We start from the raw sequence: 17,740 nt of genomic DNA, 5'->3' as shown, positions 1-17,740 counted from the left end.
GTCAACGATGGTCTGACTCAGCTCGCCCGACGAAGTGCGCCGAGCAGCGCCTGCAGCGGATGCGGCAGCTGGCTGTCGGAGAAGCGTCGGGCCTGGCTGCGACAGGAGTAGCCGGTGGCCAGCAGGCGACCGCTGTCGCCGTGCTCCTGCACCACCGGTTCCCAGGACTGGGCGTAGATGGTGCGCGAGGTCGTAAGGTTGCGTGCCTCGTGGCCGTAGGTGCCGGACATGCCGCAGCAGCCCGAGGGCAGGGGCGCCAGGCGCAGCCCGAAACGTTCGAACAATTGCTGCCAGGCCTTGGGGCTGCCCGGCGCCTGGGTCTTCTCGGTGCAGTGGGACAGCAGCTGGAAGGGGGCTTCCTCGCTCAGGTCGAGTCCCGAGGGCACCAGCGAGGCGCCCAGACTCGAAAGCCACTCCTGCAGCATCAGCACCTCAGGCACCGCCTGCTCACCCAGTGCCTTCACGTACTCCTGGCGATAGGTCAGGGTCATCGCCGGGTCGATGCCCACCAGCGGCACGCCGCTGGCGGCCAGGGCGGAGAGCTCTCGGGCACGCTTGCGGGCGGTGCGCTCGAAGGCCCCGAGGAAGCCCTGGACGTTGAGCGGCTTGCCGTTGGGCTTGTAGGGCGCGACGAAGACGCGGATATCGAGGCGCGACAGCAGCTCCACCACGTCGGCGACCAGTCTGGCTTCGAAGTGGCTGGTGAAGGCGTCCTGCACCAGGATCACGCTGCGCGCCTTCTGGCGCTCGCTGAGGCGTCCCAGCGTCAGCGGAGTGGCCTCGGCCACGCCCCAGGCCTTGAGCTGCTTCTTGAGCCGGGCGCGTGACAGCCTGGGGCTGTCGACCATGCCGAGGCCGCGGGCCATCAGCCGGTCCACCAGGCGGTTATCGAGTGCCGCGTTGTAGGCCGGGGCCAGTGGCGCCAGCGCCGGCAGCAGGAATTCGAGCCCGCCGATCAGGTAGTCGCGCAGCGGGCGCAGGTAGCGTCCGTGGTAGACCTCGAGGAACTGGGAGCGGAAGGCCGGGACATTGACCTTGATCGGGCACTGGCCGGCGCAGGACTTGCACGCCAGGCAGCCGGCCATGGCGTCGTAGACCTCGTGGGAAAAGTCGTCCTTGCCGCGCAGGCTGTTGAGCGCGCGGCGGGGCAGGTGGGCGAGCCAGCCGAGCGCGGTCTCATCCTTCTTGCGCTGTGACTCCTCGACCACGTCGATGCCGGCCTTCCCCTGCAGGCGCAGCCATTCGCGCATCAGGCTGGCGCGGCCCTTGGGCGAGTGCACACGATCCCGGGTGGCCTTCCACGACGGGCACATGGCGTCGTCGGGATCATAGTTGTAGCAGGCGCCGTTGCCGTTGCAGTAGACGGCGTCGGCGTGGGCCTGCCACACCCGCTCGTCGATCTGACGATCGAAGTCGCCGCGCATGGGCACCGCGTCGATGGCCAGCAGGCCGGGGTCGCTGAGGCTGGCGCCGGGCTCGGGCTGGCTGTTGGCCGCTTCGTCGGTCTCCACCAGCGGCGTGGCGATCTTGCCGGGATTGAGCTGGTTGTGCGGGTCGAAGGCACCCTTGAGGCGTCGCAGGCTGGGGTAGAGCTCACCGAAGAAGGCTGGGGCGTACTCCGAGCGCACGCCCTTGCCGTGCTCCCCCCACAGCAGGCCGTGGTAGCGCTGGGTCAGCGCCGCCACTTCATCGGAGATTTCGCGGATCATCGCCTGCTGGCGCGGGTCCTTCATGTCCAGCGCCGGGCGCACATGCAACACCCCGGCGTCGACGTGGCCGAACATGCCGTACTCGAGCCCGCGGGCATCGAGCAGGGCGCGGAACTCGGCGATGTAGTCGGCCAGGTGCTCTGGGGGTACCGCGGTATCCTCGACGAAGGGCAGCGGGCGCTTCTCGCCCTTGACGTTGCCGAGCAGGCCCACCGAGCGCTTGCGCATGGCGTAGACCCGACCGATGGCGTCACGGCCGATGGCCTGGGTGAAGCCCAGGCGGGTGACGCTGGTGTCGCTTTCGAGTCCCCGGCAGAAGGCGTCGACCCGGGCCTCGAGGCGCTCGGGGTCGTCGTCGTTGAACTCCACCAGGTTGATGCCCTCGATGGCCGGGCCGTCGTCCACCGGGAAGAACTCGGCCACCGAGTCCCACACGAAGTCCTCCATGGCGAGCTTCAACACCTTGTCGTCCACGGTCTCGATGGAGGTGGGGCGAAGCGCCTGCGGCTTTTCTGGTGACGAGCCGCCGGCCATCAGCGCCTTGGCGTCGGCGAGGGCCGCCATGAAGCTCGGGTAGCGCACATTGACCAGGATCGAGTGGCGCGGGATCGGCAGCACGTTGAGCACCGCCTCGTTGGTCAGCGCCAGCGAGCCCTCGGCGCCGCACAGCACGCTGTTGAGGTTGAAGCGGCCGTCGTCGTCGCGAAGGTGGGCCAGATCGTAGCCGGTCAGGCAGCGGTTGAGCGGCGGGAAGATCGCCTCGATGCGCTCGCGCTCCTGCTCGATGATCTTGCGGGCGGCGCGATAGGCGCGGCCCCGGGCCGAGTCCTCGGCGCACAGGGTCTCGAGTTCGTCCTCGTCGACCGCGGCGCTGATCAGGCGCTCGCCGCCGATCAGTACGCTGTCGAGCTCGAGCACATGGTGGCGGGTCTTGCCGTATTCGCAGCTGCCCTGGCCGCTGGCGTCGGTGGCGATCATGCCGCCGATGGTCGCCCGGTTGGAGGTGGACAATTCCGGTGCGAAGAACAGCCCATGGGGCCTCAAGGCGGCGTTGAGCTGGTCCTTGACCACCCCGGCCTGGACCCGTACCCGGCGGTTGTCGACGTCGATCTCGAGGATCTGATTCATGTGCCGGGAGACGTCCACCACCAGGCCGTCGCTCAGCGACTGGCCGTTGGTGCCGGTGCCGCCACCACGCGGTGTCAGGGCCACCTTGCGGAAGGTTTCCCGCCCGGCGAGCCGGCCGAGCAGCTCGAGGTCAGCTGCATGACGCGGAAACACCGCCGCCTGGGGCAGACGCTGGTAGAGCGAGTTGTCGGTGGCCAGCACCGTGCGGCTGGCGTAGTCCGGGGCGATTTCGCCCTCGAAACCTTCCGCCTTCAGGGCCTTGAGAAAGTCGACGTAGTGCTGGTCCAGTGGGGTCGCGGCATCAGCTAGGGGCAGTGGTGCGATCATGGTCTCGGTCGATACAGGCCCCGCGGCGGCGCGGCTGGCGCTATCGACAGGGCAGGAGAATGGGAGGGCGTCCACTTTACCGCGTCTCGGGGGGTAGGTGCATCCCGATCGCGAGAGAAGCGGGCGCTCGCCCCCGGTCGATGGCGCCGCCTCTCGCTTTTGCCTACAATGTGTCGCCTGCGCGGAGGGTGGTCCCAGGGCACACCAGCGGGGCGCTTTTCGGCTGTCCTCACGGTGGGGCCCGAGAGCAGCGTCCGACGCTGGCGATGGTGACGCACGCCCCCAGGTGACGCCTTCCGCATCCGACATGTTCTTTTCACTCAGGCGACGGACCAGACTCCATGCTCGATCCGAAACTGCTGCGCGGCGACCTCGATACGCTCGCCCAACGACTGGCCACCCGCGGTTACTCTCTCGACAGCGAGGCGCTTGGCTCGCTGGAATCCCGCCGTCGCGAGCTGCAGACCGAGACCGAGCGTTTGCAGAACGAGCGCAACACTCGCTCCAAGGCGATCGGCAAGGCCAAGGCCGCCGGCGAGGATATCCAGCCGCTGCTCGACGAGGTCAGTGACCTGGGCGAGCGCCTGGACGCCGCCAAGGTGGCGCTGGCCGAGGTGCAGGGCCAGTGGGAAGACATCGCTGCGGGGATCCCCAACCTGCCCCACGCCAGCGTGCCCGAAGGCGCAAGCGAAGACGACAACGTCGAGGTGTCGCGCTGGGGCAACCCCGGCGAGTACGCCTTCGAGGTCAAGGATCACGTTGATCTGGGAGCCAAGAAGGGCGATCTGGACTTCGAGGTTGCCGCCAAGCTGACCGGCGCCCGCTTCGCCGTGATGCGCGGGCCGATCGCCCGTCTGCACCGCGCCCTGACCCAGTTCATGCTCGACAAGCAGACCCTGGAGCACGGCTACGAAGAGTGCTATGTGCCCTACATGGTCAACCGTGACTCGCTCTACGGCACCGGCCAGTTGCCCAAGTTCGGCGAGGACCTGTTCAAGCTCGATGACGAGCGCGAATTCCACCTGATCCCGACTGCCGAGGTGCCGCTGACCAACCTGCTGCGTGGCGAGATCGTCGACGCTGGCGCCTTGCCGCTGAAGCTGACCGCCCATACTCCCTGCTTTCGCAGCGAGGCAGGTTCCCACGGTCGCGACACCCGCGGCATGATCCGCCAGCACCAGTTCGACAAGGTCGAGATGGTCCAGCTGGTCGATCCGGCCAAGAGCTACGAGGCGCTGGAGGAAATGCGCGGCCACGCCGAGGCGATCCTTCAGGCGCTCGAGCTGCCTTACCGGGTGGTGAACCTGTGCACTGGCGACATGGGCTTCTCCGCCGCCAAGACCTACGATCTCGAGGTCTGGCTGCCGAGCCAGGACACCTACCGTGAGATCTCCTCGGTGTCCAACTGCGAGGACTTCCAGGCACGCCGCCTGCAGGCGCGCTTCCGCGCCAAGGGTGAAAAGAAGCCGCAGCTTCTGCACACCCTAAACGGCTCCGGCCTGGCGGTGGGCCGCTGCCTGATCGCGGTGATGGAAAACCACCAGAACGAGGACGGCTCCATCACCGTTCCCGAGGTGCTGCGTCCCTATATGGGCGGGGTCGAGCGCATCAACGTCTGATCCGCCCTCGAGAGGGACAGGCGCGCTTGCCCTTGATTAAGCAAAAGCCCCGGTGGTCGAGACCACCGGGGCTTTTGCGTCACGGGCTTTTTACGTCACGGGCTTAGGCGATATGGCACCGGACCCCGGCCGCTTTCCGTTGGGCGGGTGCGACTCGTTGGCCACCGATGCCATGGCCGTCGGGCTGACGTCGCCGCTATCGTCATTGCGGCGCAGCCGGGACCTGCTGGCGATCCTGATCGATATCCGTGGTTGCCTCGGCCAGCCCCCAGCGGACCTGGACACCGGCGTCGATGGTGATGCTGCCGGGGCTGTAGTCGGCGTTGCCGCCGCTTTCGGCCATGTCGGCGCGCATCGCCATCATGCGTGGCTGAAACACCGGGGCGTTGGTCTCGCTGACATGGATCACCTCACCGAGCTCCACTCCCAGGGCGTCCGCCATCAGTTCGGCCTTGGCCCTGGCGCGCTCGAGAGCCTGGGTCAGTGCGCGGTCGCTGGCCGCGTCGCGGTCGGCAAGATCGTAGCTGACGCCGTCCAGTGCATTGACGCCGGCTTCGGTCAGGGCGTCGAGCAGGGTCGGAAGGCTATCGAGATCGCTGATCGCCAGGGTCACCGGACGCTCCAGGCGAGTACGTACCATGGGGATGGGGTTGTCGTTGCCCTGGCGCGTTTGATGCAGCATCTCCTGCTGTACCCGCAGCGATCCAGCGTTGATCGCCTCGCGGGAAAGACCCGCGTCTTCCAGCGCCGAGATCAGCTCGGCGGCGCGATCCTCCAGGCGTTGGCGGGCCTCAGCCAGGGCCTGGCCGTGGTCACCACTGTCCTTTTCCTGGGCGATGGCCGGTGTCAGCTCCCACAGTCGGGCGTTCAAGGTCGCCTCGTCCGGAGCGACCTTGAGCTCGGACTGGGCCTGGATATCCAGATAGCGTGGCGTGGGTGACTCGGCGGCCAGGGAGGGCGTGGCGGCCATAGAAGCCAGCGCCAGGCCGAGCCCCACCGTCGCCAGCCGGTGGAGGTGGCGCAGGCGAAGGCTCGGCATCGCCCGTGACCGGGCGGAGGGAGTGGCGAGTGACATCGGATTCTCCTTGTAACGTGGGGGATGAACGACAGGGCAAACAACAGGGCGAACAACAGGGGGCGCGTCGCAGACAAGTCTGACAGGGTCCAGCACCGGCCAGGGCCTACTGACTGGGACGGTGTCCCTGGCGAGACGTTCCCGGATCTCAAGCGTCTCCACGATCCTTGCATGGTTGAGCCTGGGCCGGCCAATGTCGCCGGAGTGATACACGGAACATTGGCAATGTTGCGCCATGTGCCATGATTCTTTGTGCTGAAACGATTGGCGGGGCATGATGGCGCCGATAACGCCGTCGAGCCGACGGCTGGTTAACGAGAGGAGCTACCGTCCATGGAAGATGAAGTCGAGGCGCAGGAGCGCAGGCTCCCCTTGAACCTGACGCTGGCCCTGGCTGCACTGGTGGTCATCGTCGCCGGCATGCGCGCGGGGGCAGACCTGCTGGTGCCGGTGCTGCTGTCGCTGTTCATCGCGGTGGTGTGTACCGCCCCGGTGCAGTGGCTGCACGAGCGGGGGCTGGGCTTGAGACTGTCGGTATGGGTCACGCTGGTGGTGATCGGCGGCATGCTGATCCTGCTGGCGCTGTTGCTGGCCAATAGTGTCGGTACCTTTGCCGAGGCCTTGCCCGGGATCGAGGAAAAGCTATACGAATACTACCTGCGCCTGCTCGATGGACTGGCCAGCATGGGGCTTGCCATCGACACCCAGCGGCTGGCCGGGTTTCTCGACACCCAGAAGCTTGGCGAATGGCTTCCGGCACTGCTCAGCCAGCTCGGCAATCTGATGATGCAGAGTGTCGTGGTGGCGCTGCTGGTGATGTTCATGTTGTTCGAGACGCTGAACTTCCGCGACAAGATATCCCGGGCGCTGGCCAACCCCGCCCCGAGCCTCGAGCGCTTCAACGAGTTCAGCCACACCCTCAAGCGTTACCTGGCGGTCAAGACCGTGATCAGCCTGGTCACCGGGGCCCTGGTGTGGGTGGCCTGTCTGCTGGTGGGGGTCGACTTCCCGCTGCTGTGGGCGGTGCTGGCCTTTGCGCTCAACTATATCCCCAACATCGGTTCGGCCATCGCCGCGGTGCCGGCGGTGCTGCTGGTGCTGGTGTCTCCGGACGGGGGCATGGGCGATGCGCTGCTGCTGAGCCTTGCCTATCTGTCGATCAACTTCGTCATGGGCAATCTGGTCGAACCGCGGGTCATGGGGCGGGCGCTGGGGTTGTCCACCTTCGTCGCCTTTCTGTCGCTGGTGGTGTGGGGCTGGATCTTCGGGGTCACCGGCATGTTGCTGTCGGTGGTGCTGACGATGACGTTGAAGATCGCCCTCGACAGCCACCCCCAGACCCGCTGGATGGCCCACCTGCTGGGACCGGCCAAGGGTGGCCCGGTGGAGGACGCCAGCCGGCCACTGGCCGAGCGTGCTCGCATGAGCAAGCTGAAACGCAAGGTCGAATCGGTCCAGCGCAAGTAAACCGACCGGGCGCATGAGCCAGCGATATGGACCACCTGAACGCAAGGTCGAATCGGTCCAGCGCAAGTAAACCGACCGGGCGCATGAGCCAGCGATATGGACCACCTGAACGCAAGGTCGAATCGGTCCAGCGCAAGTAAACCGACCGGGCGCATAAGCCAGCGCTAGTAAGCTGGGCAAACCCAACAAAAGGTTGAGCCGACCCGGCCAGGGTCGGCTGCTGTAGTGCAAGTGAGCCAAGGACGGGGTTATGGCGCCTTCTCGGGCGGTGGGAACACCACCTCCATGCCACGGGCGTCGAGCTGACGGATGTCCTCGGGGCTACCGTCCTCGGCCAGGGTGACCAGACCGATGCCGGGCCCGTTCCACAGGCGTTCTCCGGCCTTGGCGCGGTCCGGGTCCCTGGGCTCCACCGCCATGGGCCGGCGCTGGGTGAACCAGTTGAGCGGCGAGCGTGGCGAGTAAAGCCAGCGATTGAGACGATCAAAGGTATCCAGCAGGGTGTCGGGAAAGCAGTTCTTGAGACCGCTGGAGGTGATCTGCCAGATCATCGGGCCCTGGTGTCGGTGACGGATACGCACGTCGTAGACGAAGGAGTAGTGTACGTCGCCGGACAGGATGACGTAGTGCCCCGGGGTCCGCGAGTGGCGGAAGATGTTGAGCATCACGCTGGCGGCGCCACGATGGGCCATCCAGTTTTCGGCATCCACCAGCAGCGGCTTGCCCGCCAGGGTGAACAATTTCTGGATGGTCTCGATCAGCTTGACCCCGAACATCGGCGCCGGAGAGACGATGACCGCCGACGGCGCGTCGATCAACTCCTGCTGAAATTCCGATAACGCCTCCCAGTCCATCAGGCCGGATGGCCGTTCGGGCTTGCGCCCGTTGCGCCAGCGTCGGGTGCGGGTATCCAGCACCACCAGACGTGGACTGCCCTCCACCTGAAATTCCCAGCCCTCGAAGCGAAAGAGGCGCTCGAGACAGGCATCCTGCTGATCCTTGTCGAGCCAGCCTTGGTTATCGTTGGCGTTGCTCAACAGCGCCTGGGCTTCGTCCAGCGGTGTCTTCAACCGCTCGGGGGCGTTGCCCCAGCCCTGACACAGCAGATAGGCCAGCAGGGCATTGCCGATGATGCGCTTGGAGAAGGGGTGGCCGTAAGCCGTGCTTTCCCACTGCGCGGTAAGGTTCCAGTCGTCGGTGACGTCGTGGTCATCGAAGATCATCAGGCTCGGCAACTGGGCCATGACGCGGGCGGCGGCAGGCAGGGTAGCGACGAAGTCGTCGATGATCCGGGCCTGGTCGTCGTAGGTCTCTCGTCGCTCTTCTTCAAGCGCAGGAGGCTGGCACTCGATGAGGCGCCACGGCGTCGGCGACCAGACCAGCAGGTACATGGCCACCATCTCGGCGAAGGTCATCAGGTGATTGGCGGCGCTGGCCGACGTGAACACCGGCTTGCGTACGCCCCCGAAGAAGCGATCCTTGAGGGCAGCCGAGCTCTTGACGTCGGGCAGCAACTCTTCGCGTCGATAGTAGCTGAAGGGGCTTGCGTAGAGCGATTGGCTGTCGTCGATGGTTGAGCCCTCGAGGGTCTCGTCGAACAGCCCCAGGCGCTCGATCAGCGCGTGTATCGCCACCAGCAAGGGGCCGGCGACGTCATCGGCGTAGATCTGGTCGCCGGTCATCAACAGCCAGGCCGGCCACTGTTCGGGACAGTCGAGACGCTGGGCGAGCCAGTTGTCCAGATGGGCCAGGCCGTCCGGGCCATCGTAGTGAGGACGACGGCAGGAGCCATGCAGCAGGCGTCGGTGGCTCGATGCCAGCACGAATGCCGGCGTCTCGTGCCCTTCATGGCACAGATGGGGCGCCAGCTCGCCGAGTGAGGTTTCGCGCTCGCCCGTCACCTTGAGGTCGTAGTCGATCCGGGTGTCCTGGGGCAGAGGCTCATCCAGCGGTGCATCGATCAGGTAGAGCAGGGCATGGCGGCCCAGTGGCACCAGCCGGTAATCGTCCTCACCAAGCGGCTGTCGGCGCGGTGACTCGCCGCTGGGTGACAGCTCGAGGGTCAAGCTGAGAGGACGGCTCGCCACCAGCCAGATGCGCAGACGTTCGGGACTCAAGCGTCGCAGGATGGGGCCGGCGAGGATGGCGGGAAGGTCGTCGGGAGACGTTCCGGTGTCGGTCATGGCGGTCCTGTGTCGGTTCGCTGTCGGTAAGCCCCGTTCCGGGGGAGACCTCGCGCATGGCGAATACATCAAGAGTATCAACGGTAAGCGGCAAGGAGGCCAGAGCGCCGGCGTATGCCTTGCAGACTGTTCCCGAGGTGGCCGTTGCGCTGACTGGTCTGGTAGCGCTTGTCTTGACCTGGCTGCGCGACCGATCCGGGTCAGCACCTGGCAAATGCTAGCATCAAGGATGAGGAACGCGTCTTCCCGGGAGACTCCCATGGCTCATGAACATCGAACGACCGAAAGCGCCAGAGCGGACGGCCCTGCTCACCAGCACGCTGAGCGTGACCAGCATCGGCACGATCCCCACGGCCATGACGCGCACCGCCATGGCCATGGCATCGGCCATGTACACACCGACAGCCAGCGTCGGCTGGCCTGGGGCATCCTGCTGACCGCGTCCTTCATGGTGGCCGAGGTGGTCGGAGGTGTTGTCTCCGGATCGCTGGCGCTGCTGGCCGACGCCGGCCATATGCTCACCGACAGCGCTGCCCTGATGCTGGCCTGGTTTGCCGCACGCCTCAGCAAGCGACCTGCCGACGACGCCCGCAGTTTTGGCTATGACCGGGTGCAGATCCTCGCCGCCTTCGTCAACGGCTTGACCCTGATCGCCATCGTGGTCTGGATCTCGATCGAAGCGTTCCGCCGCCTGCTGAGTCCGGTCGAGGTGCTGGGGCCTGTCATGCTGACGGTGGCGGTGGCGGGACTGCTGGTCAATATCGTGGTCTTCGTGATTCTTCACGGCGGCGATCGCGACAATCTGAATATTCGCGGTGCTGCGCTGCACGTGCTGGGTGATCTGCTCGGTTCCGTTGCGGCGATCGTTGCCTCGCTGGTGATCATGGCGACCGGATGGACGCCGATCGACCCGCTGCTGTCGGTGCTGGTGGCGCTGCTGATCCTCAGGAATGCCTGGACACTGACGCGCCAGAGCGGGCACATCCTGCTGGAAGGCGTTCCGGAATCCCTGGACATCGATGCCATGAAGCGGGCCGTCGTCGAGACGGTACCGGCGGTATGCGACGTTCATCATGTTCACGCCTGGTCGCTGACACCCGGACGGCATCTGGTGTCGATGCACGTCGGCGTGCGCTCGGGAGAAGACCACCAGACAACTCTGGTGGCAGTGCGGGAGGTGCTGACCCAGGAGTTCGATATCGAGCATGTCACGATGCAACTGGAAGAGGTGGGGGACTGCGTCGATCATCGCTGAGCAACACCACTGCATGAAGTCAGGCAGGCGCAAGGCAAGCCGAAAGGGAAGAGCGGGTGGCCGCCCCCCTGGAGGCAGGGAGGGCGAGGATGGCCGGCGACTAGAGAAGCTTGGTCTGTCGCAGACTGTGCAGGGCGCAGGGGGCATCGAAGCTGTTCGCATCCGCCAGATCCCAGAACTCACGATACAGCGGATGGTTCTTGGCACCGCCCTCCAGCAACTCCTTGGGTGCCAGGCTGTCGATCAGGCTGATGTAGGGCAGCGCCTTGCCATTGGAGAGGCGCCTGATGATGTGTTCGGGGCCAAGTTCGCTGGGGTGATGCAGCCCAGCAGCCTCCAGCATCTCGCACAGGGCGAACTTGGTATTGGCGTGGAAGTTCTTCACCCGCACCGACTTGTCCTCGACGTCCAGGCGGTTGCCGCGGGCCTTGTCCTGGGTGGCGACCCCGCTGGGACACTGGTCGTTGTGGCAGCTCTGGGCCTGGATGCAGCCCAGCGAGAACATGAAGCCACGGGCCATGTTGACCCAGTCGGCGCCCAGCGCCAGCGTACGGGCGATGTCGAAGGCGCTGATGATCTTGCCGCTGGCGCCGATGCGAATCTCGTCGCGCAGTCCGGCGCCGACCAGGGTGTTGTGGACCAGGATCAGGGCGTCGTTGAGCGGCATGCCGAGGCGGTTGATGAATTCCAGCGGTGCGGCGCCGGTGCCGCCCTGGCCACCGTCGACCACGATATAGTCGGGGCGGTCGCCGCATTCAAGCATGGCCTTGACCATGGCGAACCATTCCCAGGGATGGCCCAGGGCCAGCTTGATGCCCACCGGCTTGTCGCCGGAGAGGGTGCGCAGCTCCTGGATGAAGTGGATCATCTCGCAGGGGGTGGAGAAGGCGGAGTGCTTGGACGGCGAAAGTACGTCCTGGCCTTCGGGCACGCCGCGAGTCGAGGCTATCTCGGCGGTCACCTTGGCCCCCGGCAGGATGCCGCCATGGCCAGGCTTGGCGCCCTGGGACAGCTTGATCTCGATCATCTTCACTTCGTCACGACGGGCATTCTCCTTGAACTTGTCGCGATCGAATCCACCGTCGTCGCGACGACAGCCGAAGTAGCCGGAACCGATCTGCCACACCAGGTCGCCGCCGCGCAGGTGGTAGGGCGATATCGCCCCTTCCCCGGTGGTGTGGTAGAAGCCCCCGAGCTTGGCACCTTCGTTGAGGGCGCTGATGGCATTGGGCGACAGGGCACCGAAGCTCATGGCGGAAATATTGAGCACGCTGGCCTTGTAGGGCTTGGCGCGATGCTCGCCGACGACCACGCGGAAGTCATGATCGGTGATCTCCACCGGTGACAGCGATGGCCCCATCCACTCGTAGCCGGGGGCGTTCATGTCCCGGAGCGAGCCGAAGGGCTTCTTGTCGATGGTGCTCTTGGCCCGTCGATAGACCAGCGAGCGCTGCTCGCGGGAGAAGGGCGACTCGAAGGTGTCCGCCTCGATGAAGTATTGGCGGAACTCGGGCCCGATGGATTCCAGGAAGTAGCGAATATGCGCCAGGATCGGGTAGTTGCGACTGACCGTGCGCCGCCGCTGGACGATGTCATAGGTGCCCAGCGCGGTCAGCGCGCCAAACGCCAGCACCCCCGTCAGCCACCATAGTGACGCCAGTAGCCCGAGCAGGCTGACGATCAGGCCGGCGACGGCGATGTAGTAGGCGCCGAAGCGGGTCGAGGCGTGGCGTGAAAGGTACGAGGCCATGTCGTTCTCCCTGAGTCACGGTTTTCTTGTGTTCTTTACTCATGCAAGCACATTACCTGTCACCGGCATAGAGCACGCGGCACCGGGTGACGACCAGGCACAGTGGAGCAAAAGGCGGAGACATGGCTCGGGAGGGAGGCCGCGCTAAAGGCAGCAGCCGGCAAGTCGTGAGGTGCTGCTGCAGGTGACTGCAAAGCGTCATCGTCTCGTAACCAAGTGCAAATAGTGTTTGACCTGAGCGCCAAGACGGCGCATGCTGCTCGCAGTTGGTTAGCAAGTTGAACGTCTCAGAGGTCATCGAAGCATCCTGGCGACGATGTTCCGGGGGAAGGTTTCTTGTTTTACCCACTGCAACTCGGGTATCTCCCGGTAATGTATATACGCTAGTCGAGGATTCGATCATGGCAACTGGTACCGTCAAGTGGTTCAACGACACTAAGGGCTACGGCTTCATCTCTCCGGACGACAACGGTGACGACCTGTTCGCTCACTTCTCCGAGATTCAAGCCGACGGCTTCAAGTCCCTGCAGGATGGCCAGAAGGTCTCCTTCGAGGTGACTCAGGGCAAGAAAGGCCTCCAGGCTTCCAACATCAAGGTCATCGACTAAGTCGATCGCTTGATGGCCGCTCAGGCGGCATGATGCATCGCACTTGATGCATGGAAAAGGCTCGCTACGGCGGGCCTTTTTGCGTTTCTGATGTGTCATTCTGCGCCCCGGGTGGGTGCCGGTGAAGGACACCCGTAAACGAGGTGAATCTCTCGCAAAGGCGCTGTGGCATAGGGTGAAGGGTCCATATGCCTGAAAGAGATAAAAAAATAATACATTGTAACTATTTAGAATAAGGTGGGGGAGGCACAATAGGCTGATTCTCTTCAGCAAGGCCACCTCATGTCGCTGGATGCCTGGATCGCCCTTTCCGTTGCCTGTGCCGTCTTCCCGTTGATGGCGCTGACCCGTCTCGGCCCCGACATGGTGCTGATGGGGGCTCTTGTGGTGCTTCTGAGCCTTGGGGTCATCGACGCCGAGCAGGCGTTGGGCGGTTTTTCCAACAGTGGTCTGTTCACGGTTGCCTTCCTCTACATCCTGGTCGCCAGCCTGCGTGATACCGGTGGTATCGATCTGATCATTCGCCACGTGCTGGGACGCCCCTCTGGCGAACGTCACGCCTTGTCACGCCTGGTGTGGCCAGTCACCGCCGTCAGCGGGCTGCTCAACAACACGCCGGTGGTGGCCACCTTCATCCCTGCGGTGATCAGCTGGGGGCGTCGCTTCTCGATTGCCCCGCAGTTGTTGCTGATGCCGCTGAGCTTCGCTTCGATCCTCGGCGGCACCGTCACCCTGATGGGTACCAGTACCAATCTGGTGGTGCATTCGCTGATGCAGGAGCGCTTCCCGGACCTTCACCTGGGGCTGTTCGAAATCGCCTGGGTGGGCGTGCCCATGGCGCTGGTTGGGGTCGTCTACCTGCTGGTTGTAACGCCTCGTCTGCTGTCCAGGCGCCCCGGCAGCGAGGAGGCCTTCGCCAACCTGCGCGAGTTCACCATCGAAATGGAAGTGGATCCGCAGGGGCCGCTGGTCGACCGCACCGTCGAAGAGGCCGGGCTGCGGCATCTTTCCGGGCTCTTCCTGGTGGAAATCGAACGCGGTGGCAATGTGGTCAGCGTGGTGGGGCCGGGTGAACGTCTCAAGGGCGGGGATCACCTGGTCTTTGCCGGCACCACTGAGGGGGCAGTGGAATTGCAGCAGATGCGCGGTCTGAGGCCATCCCGTCTGGGGGAGTCGCATCTTGAGAAGGAGTTTCGCGAGCGCCGCCTGGTGGAAGCGGTAGTCTCCGACCAGTGCCAGTTCATCGGGCAGAAGATTCGCGACGGCCATTTTCGCACGCTCTATGGCGCCGCTGTGCTGGCGGTCTGTCGTGGCGGGCGCAGGGTAGCGGGTAGCCTCGGACAGATTCGTCTGCAACCCTCCGATGTGCTGTTGCTCGAGGCGCGCCCGGCCTTTATCGAACGTCATCGACAGTCTCAGGACTTCCTGTTGATCAGCCAGGTCAATGGTCAGGCCAGGCCCGCCTTCGACCGAGCGCTGCGCGCCTGGGCGATCCTGGCGACGGTAGTGGTGCTGGCCTCCACCGGGCTGATGAGCATGATGAACGCCGCCATGCTGGGCGCCACGGCAGCCCTGTTGAGCGGCTGTGTCAGCGTCCGCAGTGCCCGTCGCGGCATGGACACCCAGGTGTTACTGACCATCGCCGCATCCTTTGGCCTGGGCGCCGCACTGCAGACGTCCGGGGCAGCAGATGTGGTGGCCCGTGGGCTGCTGAGTGTCGTCGGCGACAGTCCCTGGGCGCTGCTGGTGGGCACCTACTGTGTGGTGGCGCTGCTGACCTCGCTGGTGACCAACAACGCCGCAGCGGTCATTACCTTCCCCATCGCCATGGCAGGGGCCGAGAGTCTCGGCGTCAATCCCTTGCCCTACGTGGTGGTGGTGATGTTTGCCGCATCGGCCAGTTTTCTCACCCCGATTGGTTATCAGACCAATCTGATGGTCATGGGCCCCGGTGGCTACCGGGTTCAGGATTACCTCAAGCTCGGCGGCCCCCTGAATCTACTGACTGCCGTCGTGGTGCTGACGCTGACACCCTTTTTCTGGCCGTTCTAAAAAGCCCTGTGTGCTTCTCGGTAGCCGGGTGACTTCACCTGTTTGGCTCGTCCCCTCTGGCGCATTGCGGTAGGCTAGGAGGTTGTGCTTTGCAACATAGACTGAGATCTGCCCATGAGCGACAACGACCAGCTGGTCATCGAGCCCCGAGGCGAAGCGGACGCCTGCATGATCATTCTTCACGGCCTGGGAGCGGATGGACGTGACTTCGAGCCGGTGGTGCCCATGCTGCCAAGGCCCGGTTACGCTCAGATCCGATTTATCCTGCCCCATGCACCGCGCCTGCCGGTCACCATCAATGGTGGCATGGTCATGCCCGCCTGGTACGACATTCTCGAGATGAGTCTGGACCGTCGGGTGGACGAGATGCAGCTGCGGCTGTCGGCCGAGCGGATCAAGGGCGTCATACAGTCCCAGATCGATGCCGGCATCGACAGCCGACGTATCCTGCTCGCCGGGTTTTCCCAGGGTGGGGCCGTTGCCTATGAGGCCGCCTTCAGCTTTGACAAGCCGCTAGGCGGTCTGCTGGCGATGTCCACCTACTTCGCCACCGCGAACTCGATCGAGCTAAACGAGGCCAATCGCGACCTGAGGGTGGAAATCCATCACGGCAGCATGGACCCGGTGGTACCCGAATCCCTGGGCCGAGCCGCCTTCGCTCGTCTGGAGGAGCTTGGCTATCACACCGTCTATCGTCAGTATCCCATGGCTCACGCGGTCTGCCCGCAGCAGATCGGGGATATCGGTGAGTGGATGAGTGAGCTGCTGGGACAGTGAGTCCTGAGGCTGCTTTGCTCAGCCTGCGAACATGAGACTTTTCATCCTGCGAAGGAAGTCTGGTTCTTCTAAGCTTTTTTCGTACAAAAAATTAAGAAAAAGCTTACGGGATGCAGGGTGATGTCTGTATGGAGGTTTTTCCGTCGCGACAAGACAAAGGCTGAGAGTGGCGCACCCCCACAGACCATGACGGTCAGTGACGGGGAGTCGGGGGCCGAGGCCCTGCTGGGCGCCGCGCCGGGGTCCGCCTTGTTGCTTGACCATGAAGGAACCATCGTCTGGGCGAACGCTCGTCAGTGCAATGAACTGGGCAAGTCTCTGGCAGACATCAGGGGGCTGCGCCTGACCGATGTTCATTGCAGTACGGCAGCCGAGACACTGGAGCTGGCCCTTGCGCGTTGTCGCGAGGGAGGCGGGAGCTGGGAAGGCGTGGTGGCCTGTGACGGGGTTGGTCGTCTACGTCACCTTGGTACCAGCATCCACCCGGTGTCGTGGTGCGCTGCCCGCTGGATGCTGATGAAGCACGACGTCAGCCGACTGCAACTGCAGGCGGCGTCAGCTCAGCGACTGAGCCGCACCATTGAAAGCCGCATGGCGAGGCTCCCGGGAGTGGTGTTCCGGCTGCGCCAGTCGCCCGGGGGAGGCTTGTCGTTTGACTACCTGGGACCTGGCTTCGAATCCCAGACGGGGCTGTCTCGTCAAAGAGCCCTTGAAGACGTCGAGGTCGTGCTTTCCAGGCTGGACGAGGACGCGCGTGAGCAGTTGACGCTGGCGCTCGCCCAGTCGCTGGTCAGCCTCACACCCTGGCACCTGGACATCACCCTGGGTGATGCTCAGGAGACCGTCGCGGAAGGACAGCGCTGGTTCGAGGCCAGGGGGACGCCCCAGCGATTCGATGACGGCACCGTGGTCTGGGATGGCCTGCTGCTGGATGTGACCCAGCGCAAGCAGGCGGAGTCGCGTGTCGCCAAGCTGGTCAGCACCGATGTCCTCACCGGCGTGATGAATCGCCGTGCCTTCCTCGAGGCAGGAGCGCGGGTACTCGCCCGATTGCGGCGCCGTGGCGAGCCAGCGGTGCTGGCGATGCTGGATCTTGACCATTTCAAGTCACTGAACGATGCCTACGGCCACGCCGCCGGGGATATGGTGCTGAAGGCTTTCGCCGATACCTGTCGTCTAAGCCTGCGCCCCTATGACCTGCTGGCGCGTATCGGGGGCGAAGAATTTCTGGTACTGCTCGGTGACGTTCATGCCGAAGACGCCTGGGACATACTGGAGCGTCTTCGAAGCAACGTGGAAGCATCGACCTTGAAGGTCGACCGTCGTGCCCTCAAGGTAACGGTGAGCATGGGAGCCATCTGTGTCGGGCAGGACGAAAGTCTCGACATGGCCATGCGGCGTGTGGACGGAGCGCTCTACGATGCCAAGCGTGCCGGTCGCAACCAATTGAAGGGCCTCCTTCCTGAGTATGAACGCGATAACCTCGCGTTGGGCAAGGCCCTGGCATCATCCACCATCTACAAGGAGATCGAGATGGCGTTGAGCGAAGATCTGCGGATCCCTAAGCCCTGCCCGAACTGCGGCAGCTACAACATGCGAGTCCCCAGCACCAAGAATCCCGATGAAAAGGTGCACTGCGCTTCCTGCCAGACCTACGTCTGCCTTTACGCCGAAGCGGAGGAGATGATCGAGAAGACACCCAAGAGCGAGTCCGAGGAACTGATCGAGAAGGCCATGAACCGGGACAAGTGAGCGGCACAAGTGAACGTGTCAGCTCCGGGCCGAACGCC

The 17,740-nt window shown here is 64.5% G+C and carries 11 protein-coding genes; 7 read left to right on the top strand and 4 right to left on the bottom strand.

Features of this window, described 5'->3' with window-relative positions:
• Window positions 1-17: 17 nt before the first annotated feature.
• A complete protein-coding gene (locus tag KUV74_RS01445) occupies window positions 18-3,164 on the bottom strand; it encodes an FAD-binding and (Fe-S)-binding domain-containing protein (RefSeq protein WP_222515467.1) in 3,147 nt (1,048 codons plus the stop codon).
• Between the two features lie 341 nt (window positions 3,165-3,505).
• Between KUV74_RS01445 and serS the strand changes: the two genes are divergently transcribed.
• Window positions 3,506-4,783, top strand: a complete 1,278-nt coding sequence (gene serS / locus KUV74_RS01440; protein WP_222515466.1) for a serine--tRNA ligase — start codon at window positions 3,506-3,508, stop codon at window positions 4,781-4,783.
• A 202-nt stretch (window positions 4,784-4,985) separates the two neighbouring features.
• Here serS and KUV74_RS01435 read toward each other — a convergent pair whose 3' ends face one another.
• A complete protein-coding gene (locus KUV74_RS01435) occupies window positions 4,986-5,858 on the bottom strand; it encodes an SIMPL domain-containing protein (RefSeq protein WP_261395008.1) in 873 nt (290 codons plus the stop codon).
• Window positions 5,859-6,191: 333 nt separating this feature from the next.
• Here KUV74_RS01435 and KUV74_RS01430 point away from each other — a divergent pair, with 333 nt between their 5' ends.
• The gene (locus tag KUV74_RS01430; RefSeq protein WP_045994370.1) at window positions 6,192-7,325 is read left to right on the top strand and encodes an AI-2E family transporter; all 1,134 of its coding nucleotides are present in this window, start codon (window positions 6,192-6,194) and stop codon (window positions 7,323-7,325) included.
• Between the two features lie 248 nt (window positions 7,326-7,573).
• Here the strand turns inward: KUV74_RS01430 and KUV74_RS01425 are convergent, their stop codons facing one another.
• Complete coding sequence (locus KUV74_RS01425; RefSeq protein WP_222515465.1) at window positions 7,574-9,508, bottom strand: alkaline phosphatase D family protein; 1,935 nt, start codon at window positions 9,506-9,508, stop codon at window positions 7,574-7,576.
• A gap of 259 nt (window positions 9,509-9,767) precedes the next feature.
• On the opposite strand from KUV74_RS01425, the gene KUV74_RS01420 reads away from it, so the two are divergent.
• Window positions 9,768-10,763 (top strand): cation diffusion facilitator family transporter, encoded by a 996-nt coding sequence (locus KUV74_RS01420; protein ID WP_222515464.1) that lies wholly within the window; start codon window positions 9,768-9,770, stop codon window positions 10,761-10,763.
• A gap of 100 nt (window positions 10,764-10,863) precedes the next feature.
• Here KUV74_RS01420 and KUV74_RS01415 read toward each other — a convergent pair whose 3' ends face one another.
• On the bottom strand, window positions 10,864-12,513 hold the full coding sequence (locus KUV74_RS01415; RefSeq protein ID WP_045994372.1) for an FMN-binding glutamate synthase family protein: 1,650 nt from the start codon (window positions 12,511-12,513) through the stop codon (window positions 10,864-10,866).
• A gap of 401 nt (window positions 12,514-12,914) precedes the next feature.
• Between KUV74_RS01415 and KUV74_RS01410 the strand changes: the two genes are divergently transcribed.
• The 4 genes from KUV74_RS01410 to KUV74_RS01395 all read left to right on the top strand — a co-directional run bounded on the left by KUV74_RS01410 (window position 12,915) and on the right by KUV74_RS01395 (window position 17,702).
• Window positions 12,915-13,121: a cold-shock protein gene (locus KUV74_RS01410; RefSeq protein WP_045994373.1), complete on the top strand. Its 207-nt coding sequence runs from the start codon at window positions 12,915-12,917 to the stop codon at window positions 13,119-13,121.
• 282 nt (window positions 13,122-13,403) lie between these two features.
• Window positions 13,404-15,173: an SLC13 family permease gene (locus KUV74_RS01405; RefSeq protein ID WP_222515463.1), complete on the top strand. Its 1,770-nt coding sequence runs from the start codon at window positions 13,404-13,406 to the stop codon at window positions 15,171-15,173.
• Window positions 15,174-15,287: 114 nt separating this feature from the next.
• The gene (locus KUV74_RS01400; RefSeq protein WP_108131499.1) at window positions 15,288-15,950 is read left to right on the top strand and encodes an alpha/beta hydrolase; all 663 of its coding nucleotides are present in this window, start codon (window positions 15,288-15,290) and stop codon (window positions 15,948-15,950) included.
• A 186-nt stretch (window positions 15,951-16,136) separates the two neighbouring features.
• Window positions 16,137-17,702, top strand: coding sequence for a sensor domain-containing diguanylate cyclase (locus KUV74_RS01395; RefSeq protein ID WP_222515462.1), 1,566 nt, complete (start codon window positions 16,137-16,139; stop codon window positions 17,700-17,702).
• The last annotated feature ends 38 nt before the right edge of the window (window positions 17,703-17,740 follow it).

Source organism: Halomonas sp. DP1Y21-3, from assembly GCF_019801245.1.
Taxonomy (GTDB): Bacteria; Pseudomonadota; Gammaproteobacteria; order Pseudomonadales; family Halomonadaceae; genus Halomonas; species Halomonas litopenaei.
This window is presented reverse-complemented; position numbering and strand designations above follow the sequence as displayed.